The organism is Pseudotabrizicola sp. (assembly GCF_030656345.1).
Taxonomy (GTDB): Bacteria; Pseudomonadota; Alphaproteobacteria; order Rhodobacterales; family Rhodobacteraceae; genus Pseudotabrizicola.
Genome location: NZ_JAUSNR010000019.1, coordinates 1 through 19,157, shown reverse-complemented (window position 1 = coordinate 19,157; position 19,157 = coordinate 1). Strand labels below are relative to the sequence as shown.

Sequence of the window (19,157 nt, the reverse complement as noted above, 5' to 3'; positions counted from 1 at the left end):
TCAAGATTCAAGCCAACGGGGCAGGTGAAGATGCTGGCATTTGTATCCGCCCCGGATCGGGGAGATGGCGACCGGCTGCTGGCCCGCGTGGCCCAGCGGCTTGCTGCGGCAGGGGTTGTGCTGGGCGGCGTGGTGCAGGTCAATACCGAGACCGACCCCGACCGACCCTGCCTGATGGACCTGCGGCTGTTGACGGACGACAGCATCGTCCGGATCAGCCAGAGCCTGGGCCAACATGCCCGGGGCTGCCGGTTGGATGCTGCCGGGCTGGAAGACGCGGCCGGGCGGGTGGATGCGGCTCTGAATGCCGCGCCGCCGCAGCTGCTGATCCTGAACAAATTCGGCAAGCAAGAGGCCGAGGGCCGGGGCTTTCGCCCGGTCATCGCGCAGGCCATGGCGCTGGGGGTGCCGGTGCTGATCAGCGTTTCGGAAAAGAACCGGGCGGGGTTTGATCTTTTTGCCGGAACATTTGCCATAGCGCTGGGGACAGATGAAGCAGCCGTCATGGCGTGGTGCCAGCGACAGGCCGGGACGCAGTTGCGGGCTTAGGCCGCGGGGGTGAACGAGTGCAAAGTTTGCTCACTTTTGCCGATTTGCGCTCATTCGCTCAGGGTGGGGTATCCATCGGGGCGGTTGCCAGAAGGTCGGCAATGGCCTGACGCGTGGCGGCGCTCTGATCCAGCTGCGTCAGACCTGCCTGCAACGGAGGGGCGGTCGCCACGGCGGTATCTGGGTCGATCAGACCGGCCACTGCGGCCCAAGGGTTGTTCGCCGGGATTGACGCGTCTGTATCAGCATCGGCCTGTGAAGCCCAGGCACCGGCCCAGCGTTGCAACCGTTCGGCCCCGGCCAGATTTCCGGCGGCTTCCAGCCCGCTCGCCGCCGCATCATAGTCACCCAAAGCCGCGTAAGAGGCGGCCAGCAGATCAGGGTCGGCATCCGGCAAGCGTGCAGCAAGGGACCGTAGCGCCGCGCGCGCGTCGCCATTGGCCAGGGCGATGCGGGCCGCAAGACCGGGATCGAGATCGCCCGATTGCCCCCAGTCTGCCGCGCTGTTGGGCAATCCGGCATCCAGCAGACGTTCGGCAAGTTTGCTGCGGATCGGCAGTGGCAGCGCATCTCGCCGGACCGGGTCAAGCCCGACCGCATGCAGCAACAGTTGCGACTCGGCACCCGTTTCGCCCAGCAGCATCCAGACATCGCGTTCGAGCGCGGCTGTGCCTTGTGCATGGCCAAACGCCGCCGCGAAATCCCCCCCCAGCGCAGCACCGTGGGCAAGCGCCCGATCCAGCCGGGGCCGCAGCGGACCATTGCCATGTTCGAAGGAAAACGCCTCCAGCGCCAGAATGTCCTTGCCCTCAACAGCTTTGCGCTGCTGAAACCGCGCCTCGACCAGTGTGAACAGAGCCGCGACTGCGGTTTCGCCGGTCGCCTCTTTTGGCAAGGCGGCTTCGGCTTCTGCGGGAGACCCTGCGTGCAGGGCCTGATCTGCGGTGAGCAGATCAACCGTCGGGTCTCCCTGCGGTGCCGCCCGGGCGAAAGATTGCGTGACCACGCGGGCATTGGCACCGTCACCCGCTTTCAACAACCGCTTTGCCACTTCTGGCCCAAGTGTCGTGCGCAGATGGGCCGGCAGCCCCAGAAAGTTGCGGCTGATTGCGGCACCGTTGAGATAGGGCAGCACCTCCCCCTCCGGGGCGGCCAGCAGGGCCCAGAGCGCGGCGGCAGAGTCGCAGCTTTGCATTGACAGGAACGGGTTGTCAGGCGGCACATCGCCGTCCAGCAGATAAGACAGGCCGGTGCGCAGGGCCGTGTCCTTCCCGGTGGGCATAAAGCTGGACATCATCATCCGCGCCTCTGCGCCGAAGCCGAAGTGCAGATGCGTGTTCACCGCCTGCAACACCTTGTCCGGGTCCGGAACATCAAATTCGCTCAGCAGGGCGGCACGGGCGCGCCCCAACGCCTCTGCGGCATCCTCGCTCTCCACCCATGTGGCGACATCGACATCGGCAGGTTCAGGGCAAGTGCTGCCCTGAACCATCAGAGCGGGGGGAGAGTCCGGCCCCGACGAAATGCCGATGCCCGGCAGTTCGTTGACAGCAGCGCGGGCGTTGTCGGGCAGGGACGTCACAGCGTTGTCAGAGGTCGGTTCAGGGGGCCGCGACGGCACCTCCATCTCGACCACGCCTTGGGTGGCCCCGCGCCCCATTTCCTCGATCAGCATGGTGCGGAAGTCCTGCAGCCGCAGGTCACTGTCCAGCCCGGTGAGCCCCGGCTCTGCCGCCCGCCCGGGTGCGGCGCGCTGGACAGGAGCCGGCCGGTCAAGCCAGTCATAGCCGGCCGTCAGGTCGCCGGACCGGCGCGGGCGTGCCGGCGGGGCAGGCCGGAGCGGCGGGGCCGGCGTGCCGTCGACAAGCCGACGTTCAAAGCTGGAATTCGGCGGCGGCGCACCGTCCCGGATGTCGATCACCAGAATTCTGCTGCCCAGTTCAAAGGGAATGGCGTGGCACGGGCAATCAACCCCAAGCATCAGATCCCCGTTTGCCGGATCTGCCCAGACCGTGCGCAACCTGTCCTTGCTGATCCGGTCAAAGGCCGACGACAGGTCATAGGTAAACCTTGGCCCAGCCACCCGCAGGCCGTAGCCCGCTGATGTCCGCCCCAGAACCCAGTTCACCCGCGCAGGGAAGGTCAGAACGACCCGCGTGAAAGCCCCGTGATCGCCCGTTCTGACCGTCACACCCAGCGCCTGAGCCTGCGCCTGCCCGGCAACAAGGGAAAAAAGCAGAAGCAGAACCTTCATGCCGCTTCCTGCTTGAGACCGCGCAGCGCCTCTTCCAGATCGCCGAAGCTGGGGCGCACGGAGTGGGGCGTGTTCTGACGTCCCACTTCTATGCAGATATTGGCCGGATGGTTGTGCAGATTGGCGATCAGCACTTCACGGATCAGCTGATAGAAATGCGCATCTTCATCCACCACGGCCTTTACGCGGGCGGCAAAGGGCCCAACGATGCCATAGGCCAGAAACACCCCCAGAAACGTGCCGACCAGTGCGCCGCCGATCATCTTTCCCAGTATTTCCGGTGGCTGGTCGATGGATGCCATCGTCTTGATCACGCCCAGAACGGCAGCCACAATCCCCAGCGCGGGCAGCGCATCGGCCATCGATTGCAGGGCATGGCTGGAGTGAAGCGCATGGACCTGCGTCGCCTCCATCCGTTTGTCGAGAACCTCTTCCACCTGATGCGGGTCATCATAATTCATCGAAGCGGCCCGGAAGGTATCACAAATCAGATCGACGGCTTCGTGATCTTTCTGGATTTTCGGATAGCGCCCGAAAATGGTGGATGTTCCCGGATTTTCAACATGTTCCTCAAGCCCAACCGGGTTTGACCGGGCCAGACGGATCAGTTCAAATAGCAGACATAGCAGATCACGGTAATCTGCCGGTTTCCAGTGCGCGCCCTTGAAGACCTTGCCGAGATCCTTGGCGGTGTGCTTGACCACAGTAATATTGTTGGAAATCAGGAAGGCACCAATTGCCGCCCCCCCAATCATCATCATTTCAAAGGGGAGCGCTTTCAGAATGATCCCCAGCTTGCCGCCCGCCAGCATATAGCCGCCGAACACCATCACAAAGATCAAACCAATGCCAATGAAGCCAAACATCCGCTTCCCATCCTGCTGTTGTTCGGCCCGATCATTGCAGCCAGATGTAAAGAAAGGCTGACCTTATTCCTTTGGAGCAAGGGCATTTCGCCCGGCAATCAACACGGTGATTGCATAGGCAGTTTCCGGCTTCATTCCGGCAAGGACTGCGGCGGCGGCATCAGGGCGCATCCGACCCAGAAAACCGGCTGCAAATTCCTGCGCCATGGCTTCAAAGATCGCTGCGGCGTCGGCCGGTTTCATCGCCTCGTACACGGTGGTCAGCCGTTGAAGGTCCTTCTCGGCGGCCCCGTCAGCAATGGCGAGCGTGTTTCGCAGACTTGTCTCGGCGGCTTCCAGCTCTGCCAGGCGCGCGGTCAGGGCAGAATCAGCCAGGGACAATGCAGCCAGCCTGTCCTGCAAGGCGGCTTCGCGCGCGGTCAGGGCGGCGTCGCGGTCCCGCAGGGCCTGTGCCAGTGCGGCGGGGGGTGCTGGGCATTGCAGAGGTTCTGCGCTGACGGCGGGGTCTTCGGCGGCCTGAAGCGCCATCGCGGCCCCGATGCCATGCCCCAGTCGCAAGGCCCCGGCTGCCGCAAGAACCAGAGCCAGAAGCGCCAGCGTTCCGCGCCCGGCTGTGCTGGGTCGCGCGGTCATTCCGCCACCCTCAGCACGGCACGGTCGGGGCGGCGGCGCACGAATTTCAGGCGTTTGTCCTCTGCAGGCTCCTGTTCTGCCGCAGTTTCTTCGGGCAGGTCGTGCATCGAGGCGAGAATCAGATCAAGCCGGGCGGCTGCCGCTTCGGCACGGCGCACCTGATCGTCCAGCCCGGAGGCAGATTTCCGGGCCGACGACCGCGCCTGTTCCAGCGCTTTGGTCATATCATCCACCTGCGCGGACAGCACCGCAATCGCCCCCCCCATGGCGGATTCCAGTGCAGTGAACCGTTTGAGGCGGCGCGAGAGGACCAGACAGTAGACAGCAACCGAAAAGGCACCGGCAGCCATGAGAAAATCGGCAATCAGGTTCATGATGCTCCCCTTCAGTTCAGGACAAATTCAGAAATGAGCAGATCACGTACCCGGTCTTGCCCGGTGACGATCTGGACGCGGCGCAGCATCTGCGCCTTGAGCCGCATGAGAGCTGCGGGGTCTTCCAGCTGGGTCAGCTCAACAGCACGAAGGTAGCTGTTGAGCACATCTGAGACCCGGGGCAGCAACAGCTGCACCTCGGCCACATGGGCGGCGTTCACTTCCAGCTGCGAGGCGAATCGCAGGTGCCGTGACCGGGACTGCGGCCCGAGGCTGATGGTGATGGGCTCCACCGGCACAAAGACGATACTGGGCAGCGCCGTTGCCCCGCCCGGAGCCGGGGCGTGCGCCCCCGGTGACCCAAGGATCAGGCCTGAATAGGTTGCATAAAATCCGCCGCCACCAAGGGCAATCGCCCCCGCCAGCCCGATCAGAAGCGGCAGCTTGCCCTTCTTTTTCGGCAGTTCGTCAGTCGGAGTGTCGGCATGGGTCATCGCGGGCTCACATCTGTTCTGCGAGACCAAAATAGATCAAAGGTCACTAACCGATTGTTAAGGCACATCCTTCATTGATCAGTCGAAGCGCAGGCAGAAGTCTGCAAGACGGAGGACTGGTGTGAACAATCTCGTTTCCTTATGGCTGGGGCTGACGCTGGCCAAGCGGATCGTGCTGGTTGCGGCGACTGTCGGGATGTTCCTTTCGGTGCTGGCCCTTGCGCGGATGGGGCAATCCGGCGGCCAAAGCCTGCTTTACGCCGGTTTGGACGGGCGGACGGCGGGCGATGTGATCACCGCGCTGGATCAGGCCGGTGTCACCTATGATGTCCGCGGAAATTCGATCTATGTACCGACGACCGCCCGCGACGGCTTGCGCATGCAACTGGCGGGTCAGGGACTGCCGGCTTCGGGCGGGGCGGGCTATGAATTGCTGGACGGTCTGACGGGATTTGGCACCACCTCGCAGATGTTCGATGCGGCGTACTGGCGCGCAAAGGAAGGGGAACTTGCGCGCACCATCCTGGCTATGCCGCAGATCAAATCTGCACGTGTGCACATCTCGCAGGGCAACCGAAGCGGTTTTCTGCGCGATCAGACCCTGACGGCCAGTGTCACAGTCACAACGTCGGCGGGTACGCTTTCGTCTGAACAGGCAAATGCGCTGCGCCATCTGGTGGCCAGCGCAACCGGCAATCTGAAGCCGGACGATGTGTCGGTCATCGATTCGGTCGCGGGCCTGATCGCCGGGCAGGCATCGGCCACTGCCACCTCTGCAGGGGATGCGCGCGCGCTGGACATCAAGCACAACGTCGAACGCCTGCTGGCCGCCCGCGTCGGTCCGGGCAAGGCGGTGGTGGAAGTGTCTGTCGATGTGGTGCGCGACCGCGAAGCCATCACCGAGCGTACCTTTGATCCGCAGGCACGGGTGGCGATTTCGTCGGATACCGAACAAAGCAGCGATACATCAAAGGACGGGCAGGCTGGCGTGACTGTCGCGTCAAACCTGCCCGATGGCGACGGTGCTGCAGGCTCGACCGGCGAAAGCCAGAGCACCACCAGCCGCGAGCGTGTGAACTTTGAGGTCTCGCAGACCCAGCGGGAGCTGCTGCGCGAACCCGGTGCCATCCGCCGGCTGACCGTTGCTGTTCTGGTGGACGGTCAACAGGTTACGGCTGCTGATGGCACACTGAGCTGGCAACCCCGGTCCGAAGCGGAGCTGGTCGATCTGCGCGAACTGGTCAGCTCTGCCGCCGGGCTGGATGAGGCGCGGGGCGATGTGCTGACCCTCAAATCCATGGAATTCAACCTTTTGCCCGACGCGGGTGCTTTGGCAGAGGCAGGATTTTTGTCGCCGATCGGGCCGATCGACATCATGTCGCTTTTCCAGATCCTGATTCTGGCTCTGGTCAGTCTGGTGCTTGGCCTGTTTGTACTGCGTCCGCTGCTGACCCAGCGCGCGGCGGCGGAGCTGCCGGGCCCTGGCGGTGGCGCGCTGTCCCTGCCGGGCCCGTTGGATACGGGGGGGTTTGGAGGGCTGACCGGCGAGATTGCAGACGGTTTTGATCTGCCGGAAATGCCAATGGTGAATTTTGACGACGCTGGTGTCTATGGCGCACCGCAAAACGATCCGGTGGCGCGGCTGCGCCGCCTGATTGACGAACGCCAGACCGAATCGGTCGAGATTCTGCGCAACTGGATGGAAAAAGAAGAGGAGCGCAGCTGATGCCGCCGCTGAAGCTGGAGGTCTTTGAATCGCCGTCGCAGCGCGACAGCAGCCAGACCGTGGTAATGGACAATGCAGCCATCGAAGACACCCGGCTGCGCGCCTATGAAACCGGCTATGCAGCAGGTTGGGAGGATGCGACAGCGGCAAGTCAGGATGACCAGACCCGGATCAGCTCTGAGCTGGCCAACAACCTGCAACAGATGGCCTTTACCTTTCAGGAGGCCCGCGCGCACATCCTGCAGTCTGTTCAACCGCTCCTGACCCAGCTGTGCACCCAGCTTCTGCCCCCGCTTGCACAGACGGCGCTGGCCCCTGTGGTGCTGGAGACGGTGATGCCACTGCTGGATGATCTTGCGGATGCCAAGGTGCATGTGGTGCTGAACCCGGCCGCCCGGCCCGCAGTCGAGCAGCTTTTGTCACGGGCGACGGGTCTGCCGCTGGAGATTGTTGAGGAAACCACCCTGGGCGAAGGGCAGGTCTATCTGCGGCTGGGACAGGTGGAACACCGTGTCGACCTTGATCATGCGGTGGCCGAGATCACCCGCGCGGTGCATGATTTTTTTGAATACTCCCAAAAGGATGACACAAATGGCTGATCCGACAGACGCAAACCCGTTTGCTCAGGTGCCGATAGAGATCACGGTCTCGGTCGGCAAGGCGCGGCCGCTGGTGCGCGACTTGCTGCGGCTGGGGCAGGATGCGGTGCTGCCGCTGGACCGGCGGGTGGAAGACCCGGTGGAACTGTACATCGGTGACCGGCTGATCGCGCGCGGCGAATTGCAGGAGCTGGAGGGCGAACAGGCCGGGCAGCTGGCGGTGCGGCTGATCGAAGTGGCCAATCTGCGCGGCGGATTGTGAGGCGCAGAATGCCCTTTCTGCGCGCCGGTCTGCTGCTGGGCCTGATCGCCATTCTGTCAGGGCCCGCGATGGCGCAGAACCTGTCGCTTGATCTTGGCGACGGGCCGTCGCTTTCGGCGCGGTCGGTGCAGCTGATCCTGCTGCTGACGGTGCTTAGCCTGGCCCCCGGGCTGGCGATCATGGTGACCTGCTTTCCCTTTGTGGTGACGGTGCTGTCGATCCTGCGTCAGGCCATCGGGTTGCAACAGGCCCCGCCCAACATGCTGATCGTCAGTCTGGCTCTGTTTTTGACCTGGTATGTGATGGACCCGGTGTTCACCGAAGCCTGGACCAACGGCCTTGGCCCGCTGAGCCGGGAAGAGCTGGAGATCGGGCCGGCCATTACCCTGACAGTGGCCCCGTTCCGCGAATTCATGGCCGCCAGGCTGGACCCGGAGACGTTTGCCCAGCTGGCCGAACTGCGCCCCGGCCCGTTGCCCCCCGCCTTGTCCGATGCCCCGTTGTCAGTGCTCGTGCCGGCCTTCATGCTGAGCGAGATCAAGCTGGCGTTTGAAATCGGCTTTCTGGTGTTCCTGCCGTTTCTGATCATCGATCTGGTGGTGGCGGCGGTGCTGATGTCGATGGGGATGATGATGGTGCCGCCCGCGATTGTGTCGCTGCCGTTCAAGCTGGCATTTTTTGTTGTGGCGGACGGCTGGAGCCTGATCGCGCAGGCTTTGGTGCGAAGTTATTTGTAATATCTGTCAGATGGTTACGCCTTCTCACCCCCGCTGACCCGAAGCTACGCGACAATGGGCATCAAATGGTCGTTCAGAAATGCAGCCCGAACCGGGATGCCGCCAAAGCGCTATTGCGCGGCGAGTGCCCGCAGAACGGCCTTGGCGCTGTCACTGTCCCATTCTGCATCGCCGATCAGGCGCGCAACTTCCTGGCCTTGCGGATTCAGGATCAGTGTGACCGGCAGCGCCATCACGCTGGCGGAGCGGGCGAGGTCTGATGTCGGGTCGCGCAGGACGGGCAGGTTTTCGATGCCTGCCTCGGCGTAGAATTTCTGGATGCCCGGCACGGCATTACGCCCAGTGGCGACCGGCACCACGGCGATGTCCGGCATAGCGGCCTGCAACCGGTCGAGCGAGGGCATCTCGTGCCGGCAGGGCGCGCACCAGGTGGCCCAGAAGTTGAGCACCACCCATTTGCCGTGGTACTCGGCCATCGACTTCGGATTGTCTTCGGCGTCCAGCAGGCCGACCTCTGCCAGCGCGACTGGTGCGGCATGCAGGGCAAGCTTTTTCATGTCGCCGGTCCGCAGGTCCGCCACATCTGCCGCCACCGGATTTGCACCAAGCGCCAAGGCCGTATAAAGGACAGCCAGAGATTTCCGCAGCATAACCCCTCCGAAAGACGCATCCATGACCGCACCCGCAGATCCAAAAACCGCCAACCAGATGTGGGGCGGGCGTTTCGCCGAAGGACCGGACGCGATCATGACGGCGATCAACGCCTCGATCGGGTTCGACCAGCGGCTTTACGCGCAGGATATTGCCGGGTCGCGCGCCCATGCGGCGATGCTGGCCGCGACAGGTATTCTGACACCTAGCGATGCGGAAGCGATCGGGGAAGGCCTGCTCACCGTGTTGTCAGAGATTGAAACGGGCGGGTTCCCGTTCCGCACTGATCTGGAAGACATCCACATGAACGTGGAAAACCGGCTGAAAGAGCTGATCGGCGCGTCAGCGGGGCGTTTGCACACGGCGCGCAGCCGGAATGATCAGGTGGCGGTGGATTTCCGGCTTTGGGTGCGTGATCAATGTGATGCGGCGATTGACGGGCTGACCGCGCTGATGCGCGCCTTTGTCGCGCAGGCAGAGGCCGGGGCAGATTGGGTGATGCCGGGCTTTACCCATCTGCAGACCGCGCAACCTGTGACATGGGGGCACCACATGCTGGCCTATGTCGAGATGTTCGCGCGCGACAGGTCACGCTTTGCCGATGCGCGGGCGCGGATGAACGAATGCCCGCTGGGGGCGGCGGCGCTTGCCGGAACGGGGTTCCCGATTGACCGTCAGATGACCGCCCGTGCGCTGGGGTTCGACCGGCCTACGGCCAACAGCCTCGATTCCGTCAGCGATCGCGATTTCGCGCTGGAGTTTCTGGCGGCCAGCAGCATCTGTGCCATGCACCTGAGCCGGTTCGCCGAAGAGCTGGTGATCTGGTCTTCGGCGCAGTTCCGATTTGTGCGGCTGTCGGACAAATGGACGACGGGCAGCAGCATCATGCCGCAGAAAAAGAACCCGGATGCGGCGGAATTGCTGCGCGCCAAGCTGGGGCGGATCCTGGGGGCAACGGTGGCGCTGTTCACGGTGATGAAGGGCCTGCCGCTGACCTATTCCAAGGACATGCAGGAAGATAAAGAGCAGGTGTTTGACGCCGCCGATACGCTGATGCTGGGTCTGGCCGCAATGACCGGCATGGTGGGCGACATGACCGCCAACCGCCCCGTGCTGGCGCAGGCGGCGGCCAGCGGCTTTTCCACCGCGACCGATCTTGCCGACTGGCTGGTGCGTGAACTGGGCCTGCCGTTCCGTGACGCGCATCATGTGACCGGGACGCTGGTGGCCTTGGCCGAAAGCGCGGGCTGTGATCTGCCGGACCTGACACTATCGCAGATGCAGAGCGTGCATGACGGCATCCGCGCCGATGTGTTTGATGTGCTGGGCGTGGAAAACTCGGTGCGGTCGCGGCAGTCCTACGGTGGCACCGCGCCGGATCAGGTGCGAGTACAGGTGGCGCGCTGGAAGGAGATTTTGGCATGATGCGTGTACTGGGTCTGATGGCTGTGCTGGCTACCCTTACCGCTTGCGGGGCCGATGGTGCGCCGGAGCGCCCGCAGCCGGGCGTCACAATGACGGGTGAGGCGCGGGTCGGGGTGGTGTTGAACTGATCCGCTGGTCAGGCCATCCTGTTGCACTAACTGTGCCCAAGTCACGAAAGGGCGAGCGATGACACTGATCCGCATGATCTATCTGGCCTTGGCCGTTTGGGGTGCCGTGCATCCGATGTACTGGTTTGTCAGGTACATGCGCGAAACCGGCACCGGGCTGTCAGGGCTGATCGACGCTTGGTATGTCAATGCCTCGACCACTGGTCTGACCTGGGATCTCACCATTGCCGCGATTGCGCTGACGGTCTGGGTGATCGTCGAGACCATGCGGCGGAAGGCATGGCGAAATCTGATCGCCATTCCCGCCACGTTCTGCATCGGGGTCAGCTGTGGCCTGCCGCTCTATCTGTTTTTGCGGTCACGCTGAGGCTGCCGGGGGCCTGCACGGTTCCGTTTGAATTTGCGCGCGGCAGGGGATAGTGCTGGCGCGCGGGGTAGCCGGGGTTGCGGGGCACATGGACCATTTTCTGTATCAGAACGGGATGCTGCATGCTGAAGATGTGGCGATTGCCGATATCGCAGCCACGGTCGGCACGCCGTTTTATTGCTACTCCGCGGCCACGCTGACCCGCCACTACCATCTGTTCACCGAGGCGCTGTCGCCACTGCCGCATCTGGTGTGTTTTGCGATCAAATCGCTGTCGAATGTGGCGGTGCTGAAGCTTCTGGGCGATCTGGGTGCCGGCATGGATGTGGTGTCGGGCGGCGAATACCGCCGTGCGCGTGCCGCTGGCGTTCCGGGAGAGCGGATTGTGTTTTCCGGCGTTGGCAAAACGCGCGAAGAGATGCGGCTGGCGCTGACCGGGGGCATCCGGCAGTTCAACGTGGAATCGGAACCCGAGATGCGCGCGCTGTCCGAAGTGGCGGTGTCTTTGGGCGTGGTGGCCCCGATCACCATTCGCGTGAACCCGGATGTGGACGCGAAAACGCATGAGAAGATCGCGACCGGCAAGAGCGAGAACAAATTCGGCATCCCGATTGCCCGCGCGTCTGAGGTTTATGCCGAGGCGGCTGCCTTGCCCGGTCTACGTGTCATTGGCATCGACGTGCATATCGGCAGCCAGCTGACCGAGTTGGAGCCGTTTGAGCAGGCCTATCTGAAGGTGGCTGACCTGACCCGCCGCTTGCGCAGCGAAGGTCACAGCATTGAACGGCTGGATCTGGGCGGCGGTCTGGGCATTCCGTATGCCCGCTCGAACGAGGCGCCGCCGTTGCCGACCGACTACGGCGCGCTGATCAAGCGTACCGTGGGCGATCTGGGCTGCGAGATTGAAATCGAGCCGGGGCGCCTGATATCGGGCAATGCCGGGATATTGGTGTCATCGGTTGTCTATGTGAAAAACGGTGAGGGGCGGGATTTTCTGATTGTCGATGCGGCGATGAACGATCTGGTGCGCCCGTCGATGTATGGTGCGCATCATGATATCGTGCCGGTGGTCGAACCTGCGGTGGCGCAAGAAATGCAGACCTATGATGTGGTCGGCCCGGTGTGTGAGACGGGGGATACCTTTGCCAAGCAGCGCGCGCTTGCCCCGCTGGCCGAAGGCGACCTGATCGCCTTCCGCAGCGCGGGGGCTTACGGGGCGGTGATGGCCTCGGAATACAACACACGGCCGCTTATTCCCGAGGTTCTGGTCAAAGGGGATCACTTCGCTGTCATAAGGGCGCGTCCGACCTTTGACGAAATCCTTTCGCGCGATACCATCCCCACATGGCTGTGACACCCCGTTCAGCCGATGGAAAGGCTGGCATGGCGGTTTCCGACCCGAATGACCTGATGAAAAGCATCGCCGCGCCGTTGCGTCTGACCCATATGGGGATGTGGGCGGAACGGCTGACGCGCGCGTTCTGGCCGCTGTGGACATTGGCTCTGGCGGTGCTGGCGGCCCTTGCCTTTGGGGTGCAGGACCATGTTTCATTTGATATTCTTTGGGGTGTGGCGGCGGCCATAGCGGTCGCGGCGCTGGTGGCACTGGCCTATGGCTTGCGGGCGTTTCGTGCGCCAAAGCGGGCCGAGGCGCTGGTCCGGCTTGATTCGCGGCTGCCCGGCAACCCGATTGCGGCGCTGACCGATGTGCAGGCGATCGGGGCCGGTGACCCGGCCTCGCTCGCAGTGTGGCGCGCGCATCAGGCGCGGATGGCGGCACGGGCCGCACAGGCGCGCGCGGTGGAGCCTGACCTGCGCCTGTCATCGCGCGACCCGTTTGCGCTGCGCTATGTGGCGCTGACGGCGTTCGTGATGGCGCTGATGTTCGGGTCTTTGTGGCGGGTCACATCGGTGGCAGCGCTTGCGCCGGGGGCGGCGGGATCGCTCGCGGCGGGGCCAACGTGGGAGGGGTGGGCACAGCCGCCCGCCTATACCGGCAAGCCGACGCTGTATCTGAACGATGTGACGGCGGAGTCGCTGGAGGTGCCCGTCGGCACCCGGATGCAGTTCCGGCTGTATGGTGAAGTTAGCGCGCTGACGCTGACCGAAACCGTGTCGGGTGCCACGGATGCACCAGCCGATGCCGTGCAAAGCGTTGCCCGCGATTTCGTGCTGAACACATCGGGATCGGTCACGATTGACGGCCCCGGCGGGCGGGCCTGGGCCTTTACCGCCACCCCCGATCAGGCCCCGGCCATCACCCCAGAAGGCGAGATCGGGCGCGAGGCTGACGGGCGCTTCCGGCAAGGATTTGCCGCCAGCGACGACTATGGCGTGGTGGCGGGGCAAGTCAGCATCGCGCTGAACCTGCCCGGGATTGACCGGCGCTTTGGCCTGACGGCACAGCCGGAGCCGCGCGAGCCTGTGGTGCTGGACCTGCCGATGCCGGTGACCGGTAATCGCGCAGCGTTTTCCGAGATTCTGATCGACGATCTGTCGCAGCACCCCTTTGCCAATCTGCCAGTGACTATGACATTTTCGGCCACCGATGCGGCGGGCCAGTCGGGGGCGGCAGCCCCGCTGAACGTGATCCTGCCCGGCAAGCGGTTCTTTGACCCGCTGGCCGCCGCGCTGATCGAGATGCGGCGTGATCTTTTGTGGACGCGCGACAATGCCGCGCGCTCGGCACAGGTGCTGAAAGCGGTGACGCATAAGCCCGAAGAATTCATCCGCAACCAGCGCGCCTATCTGCGGCTGCGGGTGGTGATGCGGCAGCTTGATGCGGAAAAGGCCAGTTTGTCGCCGGACATCCGCGATGAGATTGCCGAAGAGTTGTGGCAGATCGCCCTACTGGTGGAAGAGGGCGATCTGGCATCTGCGATGGAACGCCTGCGCCGCGCGCAGGACCGGCTGGATGAGGCCATCCGCAATGGGGCCAGCCCGGAAGAGATTGACCAGCTGATGCAGGAAATGCGTCAGGCGCTTGCCGATTATATGCAGCAACTGGCCGAAGAGGCGCAGCGCAACCCCGAAGGCCAGCTTTCCCAGAACATGGAAGGCATGACCATGTCGGGCGACCAGCTGCAGCAGATGCTGGATGAGCTGCAAAAGCTGATGGAAGAAGGCCGCATGGCCGAAGCGCAGGAACTGATGGAGATGCTGCGCCAGCTGATGGAAAACATGCAGGTGGCGCAAGGCGAAGGGCAGGGCCAAGGCCAAGGTCAAGGGCAGGGCAATCAGGCCATGCGCGATCTGGGCCAGACCCTGCGCGATCAGCAGGGCCTGTCGGATGACGCCTTCCGCGATCTGCAGGATGGGCAACCGGGTGGGCAGCAGCCGGGACAAGAGGGCGAAGGTCAGGGCGGCGAAGGTCTGGCCCAGCGTCAGCAGGAATTGCGCGACCGTCTGGGCCAGCTTGGCCGCGGGCAGTTGCCGGGAGAGGGCAGCGAACGTGGTGAGGCCGGGCGCCAGCAGATGGACCGCGCGGGTCGCGCGATGCGCGAGGCCGAAGATGCCCTGCGCGGCGGCGATCTGCCCGGCGCGCTGGACCGTCAGGCCGAAGCGATGGAGGCCCTGCGCGAAGGCATGCGCAACTTTGGCGAGGCTTTGACCGAAGAACAGCGCCAGCAGCAGAACGGTGCAACTGAGGGCGAGGCCTTTGGCCGCGCCGACCCCAACAGCCAGCGTGACCCGCTGGGCCGCGAGCCGGGCGATTCCGCCCGCATCGGGTCAGACCGCAACATGCTGCAGGGCGAGGATGTGTATCGCCGCGCGCAGGATCTGCTCGACGAAATCCGCCGCCGCACCGGCGAGCAACTGCGGCCAGAGGCGGAGCGTGAGTACCTGCGCCGCCTGCTGGATATGTTCTGAGGTTCAGTCGGCTGGCCGCAGATGGCGCGCTTGATGGTTTTTGCCGGGCAACACGTGCAATGCGTGCAGATGCTGCCGCACTTTTGCGGCTGACCGGGCTTGACCTTGCGGCGCGCTACCGTATCACCTTGCGCAACGGGGCAGACAGGCCGCCGCAATCGCGGGGGCCGAATGCGCTGAAAGACGGGCCGCTGACCCTGACCGGGCAGGCGCCGATGGCGCAGGGGATTCGGCTGCCCGTGGCATGGCCCCCAACGATGTGGATGCCGGAAGGAGAGCGGCTGTGACGCCAGACAGGATAGCGATTGACTGGATTGCGGTCGACTGGGGCACCTCCAACCTGCGGGTCTGGGCGATGGGGGCCGAGGGGATTTTGGCCCACGCCTCATCCGACAACGGGATGGGACAACTGACGCGGGATCAGTTTGAACCTGCCCTGCTGGAGCTGATCGCCCCATGGCTTGGGGCCGGTGAGACAACAGTGATCGCCTGCGGCATGGTTGGCAGCCGTCAGGGCTGGCATGAGGCACCGTACCGCGCCGTGCCCTGCGCGCCGCTGGACCGCAGCGGGTTGGTGCGGGTTCCGGTGCAGGATGCGCGCATCGCCATGTTCATCGCGCCGGGGCTGCAACAGACCCGGGCCGCCGATGTGATGCGCGGCGAGGAGACGCAGATCGCCGGGGCGCTTGCCCTGCACCCGGCATTTGACGGGGTGATGTGCCTGCCCGGTACTCATTCCAAATGGGCGCAGATCAGCGCGGGTGAGGTGGTCAGCTTTCAGACCTATATGACCGGAGAGCTGTTCGCCTTGCTGTCGCAACACTCGGTCCTGCGGCATGGGATGGTGGGCACGGGCTGGGACGATGCGGCGTTTGATGCGGGTCTGTCCGATGCACTGTCGCGCCCCGACCGGATCGGGGCGCAATTGTTCACCCTGCGGGCCGAGGGGCTGCTGGCCGGTCTGCTGCCGGAAAGCGCGCGGTCGCGGTTGTCGGGCCTGTTGATCGGTGTCGAACTGGCCGCTGCCAAGCCCTATTGGCTGGGCCAGCCAGTCACCCTGATCGGGGCGGAGGCGCTGTGCGCCAACTATGCCCGCGCGCTGCTTGCCCAAGGGGTTACGGCGCGCACCCTGCCCGCCACCGAATGCACTCTGGCTGGCCTTGCCAGCCTTGCCCTTCAGTTGGAGACCACGCCATGACTCACCGCAATCTGATCGCCATCCTGCGTGGCATCACGCCGGAAGAAGCGGTGCCGGTGGCCGAGGCGCTGATCGCTGCGGGTATCACCCGGATAGAGGTGCCGCTGAATTCGCCCGACCCGCTGCTGTCGATTGCGGCAATGGCGCAGGCCTGCAAGGGGCGGGCGCAGATCGGCGCGGGCACGGTGCTGAGCGTGGCCGATGTGGCGGCAGTGCAGGCGGCAGGCGGTACGCTAATCGTCTCGCCAAATTGCGACGCCGAGGTGATCGCGGCTACCAAGGCGCGTGGGATGGACTCCTGGCCCGGCGTGATGACCCCGACGGAATGCTTTGCCGCGCTGAAGGCCGGGGCTGACGGGCTGAAGATCTTTCCCGCCTCGCTGATCGGCCCCGCCGGCATCAAGGCGATGCGCGCCGTGTTGCCGCGCGCCACCCCTGTCTATGCGGTTGGCGGGGCGGGGCCGGAGAATTTTTCCAACTGGATCAAGGCTGGTGCCGATGGCTTTGGCATCGGCACTGCCATCTATACCCCCGGCCTGTCGGTGGCGGATGTCACCACGCGGGCGCGGGCTATCGTGACCGCTTACGACGAGGCCAAGGCATGACCGTTTTCAACACCACCACATGCACCCTTGGCGAAGGCCCGCTCTGGCACCCGGAACGCGGGGAATTGCTGTGGTTCGACATTGTCGGCAAGCGGCTGCACTCTGCCAGCCGCCAATGGGACTTTCCCGAAATGGTCAGCGCCGCAGGCTGGGTCAGCCGCGATGAGCTGCTGATCGCATCAGAATCGCGGCTGTTCCGATTCCATCTGGAAACCGGGGCCGAGGAAACCCTATGTGCGCTGGAGGCAGACAATCCCGCCACACGGTCAAACGATGGCCGCGCCGACCCGATGGGCGGGTTCTGGATCGGCACCATGGCCAAGGCCGAGGCCGAGGGCGCAGGCGCGTTTTACCGCTACTACAAGGGTGAGCTGCGTAAGCTGTGGGGTGGCATCACCGTGACCAACGCCCAATGCTTTGCCCCTGATGGCCGCACCGCCTATTTCAGCGACACACCCACGCATCAGGTGATGCGCGTGGCGCTTGATGCGGATGGCTGGCCGGAGGCGCGCCCTGAGGTGATTTTGGATTTCACTGCACAGGACTGGTATCCTGACGGAGCCGTCACCGATGCGGCGGGCAATCTGTGGATCGCCTTCTGGGGCCGTGGCTGTGTCGAGGGCTATACGCCCGGCGGGGAAAAGCTGGCGACGTTTGATTTTCCCTGCCCGCAGACCACCTGCCCGGCCTTTGGCGGCGCGGATTTCAGCCGGTTGTACTGTACCTCTGCCGCGCGGGACCTGACCGATGACAACCCGGCCAATGGCCAGACCTTTGCGATAGATACCCCGTTCATGGGCCGTGCTGAACCGCGCGTGATTCTCTGACCCGGCCAGAAGGCGGCGCTGCAGCGCTCTTTACTTCACCTGCCTACACGATCAGAACGGCCCCGCAATCCTTGTGGGGCCAATATGTTTGAAGTGACTGCCGAGCTTGTGGCGCTGCTGGTGCTGGCCGCCTTTGTTGCAGGCTTTGTCGATGCCATCGCCGGGGGCGGCGGGCTGATCACGGTGCCCGCACTGCTGCTGGCCGGGGCCAACCCGGTGGAGGCGCTGGCGACCAACAAGCTGCAGGGCAGCTTCGGGTCGGGCACGGCGATGATCAGCTATGCCCGTGCCGGGCATGTGCGGCTGAAAGATCAGGCCGGGATGGCGCTGCTTGCCTTGCTTGCGGGCGCGGGCGGGGCGCTGGTGGCGCATCTGATCCCGGCCGAGGTGCTGCGGGTGATCATGCCGGTGGTGCTGGTGGCGGTGGCCCTGTTCTTTGCCATCAAGCCGGGGCTGACCGATCTGGACCGGGTGCAGCGGATGGGGCCGGGGGTGTTCACCTTTACCGCCGTGCCCCTGATTGCCGCCTATGACGGATTTTTTGGCCCCGGCACGGGCAGCTTTTTCATGATCGGGTTCATCATGCTGGCGGGGTACGGCGTGCTGAAGGCGACGGCCCATACCAAGCTTTTGAACTTCGCCTCCAACCTTGGGTCGCTGGCGGTGTTCGTGTTTTCGGGGGCGACCTGGTGGGCGGTGGGGCTGGTGATGGCACTGGCCCAGACGGCGGGGGCCTTGCTGGGGGCGCGGCTGGCAATGCGGGTGGGGGCGCGGCTGATCAAGCCCTTGCTGGTGACCACATCGACCCTGATGGCGGCCCGGCTGCTGTGGCAGGTCTGGGGGTAGTGTAACACAGGGGGAAGTTTATGAGATCGTTTGAGTTCAATGGGTTGATGGTGCGGGATTAAGGGACTTTTAACCTTTGGCCGGGCCGCACAGCCAAAGCCGCGCGGCCAGGTCTTTTGTCAATGTCAGCGGATCGGCCTGTCATGTGCCCTGATTGTCGAGTTGAGCACGGACCGAAAGCCGCCCGCGTTTCGAGATGCGGTAGGGACTGCCCGCGTGGGATTCGATCAACCGTTTTCGCCGCAATTTGCCGAAGACCGTCAGATCGAAATCGGAAAGGATCATCCCTTCGCGTGTGACGCAGGTGACAGCGGTAATTTTCCGGCCATTGTCCCGCTCGTGCAGGATGCGGCCGCCAAGGGCCAGAACGTGCAGGGCACGCTGTTCATTCTTTGAGATGTTCATGGAAGTCTCTTGTGAAAGACGTGAAAAAACTCCGGGCGTTCAGGCACCCGGCGGCTTTGGTTTCACGCGGCTCTCTGAGGCTCAGAGAGCCTTAAGTCACAAGCTCTGACATAAGGACTCCGTTGTCCGGGCGACGCAGTGTGTCGTCGCCCGCATGAGAATTTAGGAGAGACGTGTCGGGCATGCAAGCCTGCGGAGGGTTGGTCTTGTCGCGGTTTGGTGCCGCTCCTTTGATAGCGTAATGTGCAGCAAAGGAGATGAACCATGGGCACAGTCAGGACGGAAGAATTTCGCAAGGATGCGGTGCGGATCGCGCTGACCAGTGGGCTTTCACGCAAACA

At 64.0% G+C, this 19,157-nt stretch carries 22 protein-coding genes; 15 read left to right on the top strand and 7 right to left on the bottom strand.

Going from position 1 to position 19,157, the window contains the following annotated elements:
- The first annotated feature begins 30 nt into the window (after nucleotides 1-30).
- Entirely contained in the window at nucleotides 31-549 is a 519-nt protein-coding gene (locus Q7J44_RS10360; RefSeq protein ID WP_304879556.1) for a DUF2478 domain-containing protein, read from the top strand.
- Between the two features lie 58 nt (nucleotides 550-607).
- Here Q7J44_RS10360 and Q7J44_RS10355 read toward each other — a convergent pair whose 3' ends face one another.
- From Q7J44_RS10355 to fliL, 5 genes are all read right to left on the bottom strand, one after another.
- Nucleotides 608-2,803 carry a hypothetical protein gene (locus tag Q7J44_RS10355; protein ID WP_304879554.1) on the bottom strand — a complete coding sequence of 732 codons (2,196 nt, stop codon included), beginning with the start codon at nucleotides 2,801-2,803 and terminating at the stop codon, nucleotides 608-610.
- Nucleotides 2,800-3,669, bottom strand: a complete 870-nt coding sequence (gene motA / locus Q7J44_RS10350; protein ID WP_304879552.1) for a flagellar motor stator protein MotA — start codon at nucleotides 3,667-3,669, stop codon at nucleotides 2,800-2,802. The genes Q7J44_RS10355 and motA overlap by 4 nt, the downstream gene beginning before the upstream one ends.
- Nucleotides 3,670-3,732: 63 nt before the next feature.
- Entirely contained in the window at nucleotides 3,733-4,302 is a 570-nt protein-coding gene (locus tag Q7J44_RS10345) for a MotE family protein (protein ID WP_304879550.1), read from the bottom strand.
- The gene (locus tag Q7J44_RS10340; RefSeq protein ID WP_304879548.1) at nucleotides 4,299-4,676 is read right to left on the bottom strand and encodes a hypothetical protein; all 378 of its coding nucleotides are present in this window, start codon (nucleotides 4,674-4,676) and stop codon (nucleotides 4,299-4,301) included. The genes Q7J44_RS10345 and Q7J44_RS10340 overlap by 4 nt, the downstream gene beginning before the upstream one ends.
- Before the next feature lie 11 nt (nucleotides 4,677-4,687).
- Nucleotides 4,688-5,170 (bottom strand): flagellar basal body-associated protein FliL, encoded by a 483-nt coding sequence (gene fliL, locus Q7J44_RS10335; RefSeq protein WP_304879546.1) that lies wholly within the window; start codon nucleotides 5,168-5,170, stop codon nucleotides 4,688-4,690.
- A gap of 121 nt (nucleotides 5,171-5,291) precedes the next feature.
- On the opposite strand from fliL, the gene fliF reads away from it, so the two are divergent.
- From fliF to fliP, 4 genes are read left to right on the top strand one after another with little or no spacing between them, the layout of a single operon-like run.
- Nucleotides 5,292-6,896 carry a flagellar basal-body MS-ring/collar protein FliF gene (gene fliF / locus Q7J44_RS10330; RefSeq protein ID WP_304879544.1) on the top strand — a complete coding sequence of 535 codons (1,605 nt, stop codon included), beginning with the start codon at nucleotides 5,292-5,294 and terminating at the stop codon, nucleotides 6,894-6,896.
- Entirely contained in the window at nucleotides 6,896-7,495 is a 600-nt protein-coding gene (locus Q7J44_RS10325) for a flagellar biosynthesis protein (RefSeq protein WP_304879542.1), read from the top strand. The genes fliF and Q7J44_RS10325 overlap by 1 nt, the downstream gene beginning before the upstream one ends.
- Complete coding sequence (locus tag Q7J44_RS10320) at nucleotides 7,488-7,757, top strand: FliM/FliN family flagellar motor switch protein (RefSeq protein ID WP_304879540.1); 270 nt, start codon at nucleotides 7,488-7,490, stop codon at nucleotides 7,755-7,757. Before Q7J44_RS10325 ends, Q7J44_RS10320 begins: the two co-directional genes overlap by 8 nt.
- Before the next feature lie 8 nt (nucleotides 7,758-7,765).
- Nucleotides 7,766-8,494, top strand: coding sequence for a flagellar type III secretion system pore protein FliP (gene fliP, locus Q7J44_RS10315; RefSeq protein ID WP_304879538.1), 729 nt, complete (start codon nucleotides 7,766-7,768; stop codon nucleotides 8,492-8,494).
- Nucleotides 8,495-8,604: 110 nt separating this feature from the next.
- Here fliP and Q7J44_RS10310 read toward each other — a convergent pair whose 3' ends face one another.
- A complete protein-coding gene (locus tag Q7J44_RS10310) occupies nucleotides 8,605-9,144 on the bottom strand; it encodes a TlpA disulfide reductase family protein (protein ID WP_304879536.1) in 540 nt (179 codons plus the stop codon).
- Nucleotides 9,145-9,166: 22 nt separating this feature from the next.
- Between Q7J44_RS10310 and argH the strand changes: the two genes are divergently transcribed.
- The 10 genes from argH (at nucleotide 9,167) to Q7J44_RS10260 (ending at nucleotide 18,411) form a co-directional block, all read left to right on the top strand.
- Nucleotides 9,167-10,570 carry an argininosuccinate lyase gene (argH, locus tag Q7J44_RS10305; RefSeq protein WP_304879535.1) on the top strand — a complete coding sequence of 468 codons (1,404 nt, stop codon included), beginning with the start codon at nucleotides 9,167-9,169 and terminating at the stop codon, nucleotides 10,568-10,570.
- Nucleotides 10,567-10,698 (top strand): hypothetical protein, encoded by a 132-nt coding sequence (locus Q7J44_RS10300; RefSeq protein WP_304879533.1) that lies wholly within the window; start codon nucleotides 10,567-10,569, stop codon nucleotides 10,696-10,698. The genes argH and Q7J44_RS10300 overlap by 4 nt, the downstream gene beginning before the upstream one ends.
- A gap of 58 nt (nucleotides 10,699-10,756) precedes the next feature.
- Nucleotides 10,757-11,065: a DUF2834 domain-containing protein gene (locus Q7J44_RS10295; protein ID WP_304879531.1), complete on the top strand. Its 309-nt coding sequence runs from the start codon at nucleotides 10,757-10,759 to the stop codon at nucleotides 11,063-11,065.
- Between the two features lie 88 nt (nucleotides 11,066-11,153).
- Nucleotides 11,154-12,419, top strand: coding sequence for a diaminopimelate decarboxylase (gene lysA / locus Q7J44_RS10290; protein WP_304879529.1), 1,266 nt, complete (start codon nucleotides 11,154-11,156; stop codon nucleotides 12,417-12,419).
- Nucleotides 12,420-12,448: 29 nt separating this feature from the next.
- Entirely contained in the window at nucleotides 12,449-14,935 is a 2,487-nt protein-coding gene (locus tag Q7J44_RS10285) for a TIGR02302 family protein (protein ID WP_304879527.1), read from the top strand.
- A 59-nt stretch (nucleotides 14,936-14,994) separates the two neighbouring features.
- A complete protein-coding gene (locus Q7J44_RS10280; RefSeq protein WP_304879525.1) occupies nucleotides 14,995-15,222 on the top strand; it encodes a hypothetical protein in 228 nt (75 codons plus the stop codon).
- A gap of 11 nt (nucleotides 15,223-15,233) precedes the next feature.
- Complete coding sequence (locus Q7J44_RS10275) at nucleotides 15,234-16,133, top strand: 2-dehydro-3-deoxygalactonokinase (protein WP_304880348.1); 900 nt, start codon at nucleotides 15,234-15,236, stop codon at nucleotides 16,131-16,133.
- Nucleotides 16,130-16,738, top strand: a complete 609-nt coding sequence (locus Q7J44_RS10270) for a 2-dehydro-3-deoxy-6-phosphogalactonate aldolase (protein WP_304879524.1) — start codon at nucleotides 16,130-16,132, stop codon at nucleotides 16,736-16,738. Before Q7J44_RS10275 ends, Q7J44_RS10270 begins: the two co-directional genes overlap by 4 nt.
- Nucleotides 16,735-17,565, top strand: coding sequence for an SMP-30/gluconolactonase/LRE family protein (locus Q7J44_RS10265; protein WP_304879522.1), 831 nt, complete (start codon nucleotides 16,735-16,737; stop codon nucleotides 17,563-17,565). The genes Q7J44_RS10270 and Q7J44_RS10265 overlap by 4 nt, the downstream gene beginning before the upstream one ends.
- Before the next feature lie 84 nt (nucleotides 17,566-17,649).
- Nucleotides 17,650-18,411, top strand: coding sequence for a TSUP family transporter (locus Q7J44_RS10260; protein ID WP_304879520.1), 762 nt, complete (start codon nucleotides 17,650-17,652; stop codon nucleotides 18,409-18,411).
- 141 nt (nucleotides 18,412-18,552) lie between these two features.
- Here the strand turns inward: Q7J44_RS10260 and Q7J44_RS10255 are convergent, their stop codons facing one another.
- The gene (locus Q7J44_RS10255; RefSeq protein WP_304879518.1) at nucleotides 18,553-18,816 is read right to left on the bottom strand and encodes a YjhX family toxin; all 264 of its coding nucleotides are present in this window, start codon (nucleotides 18,814-18,816) and stop codon (nucleotides 18,553-18,555) included.
- Between the last annotated feature and the right edge of the window lie 341 nt (nucleotides 18,817-19,157).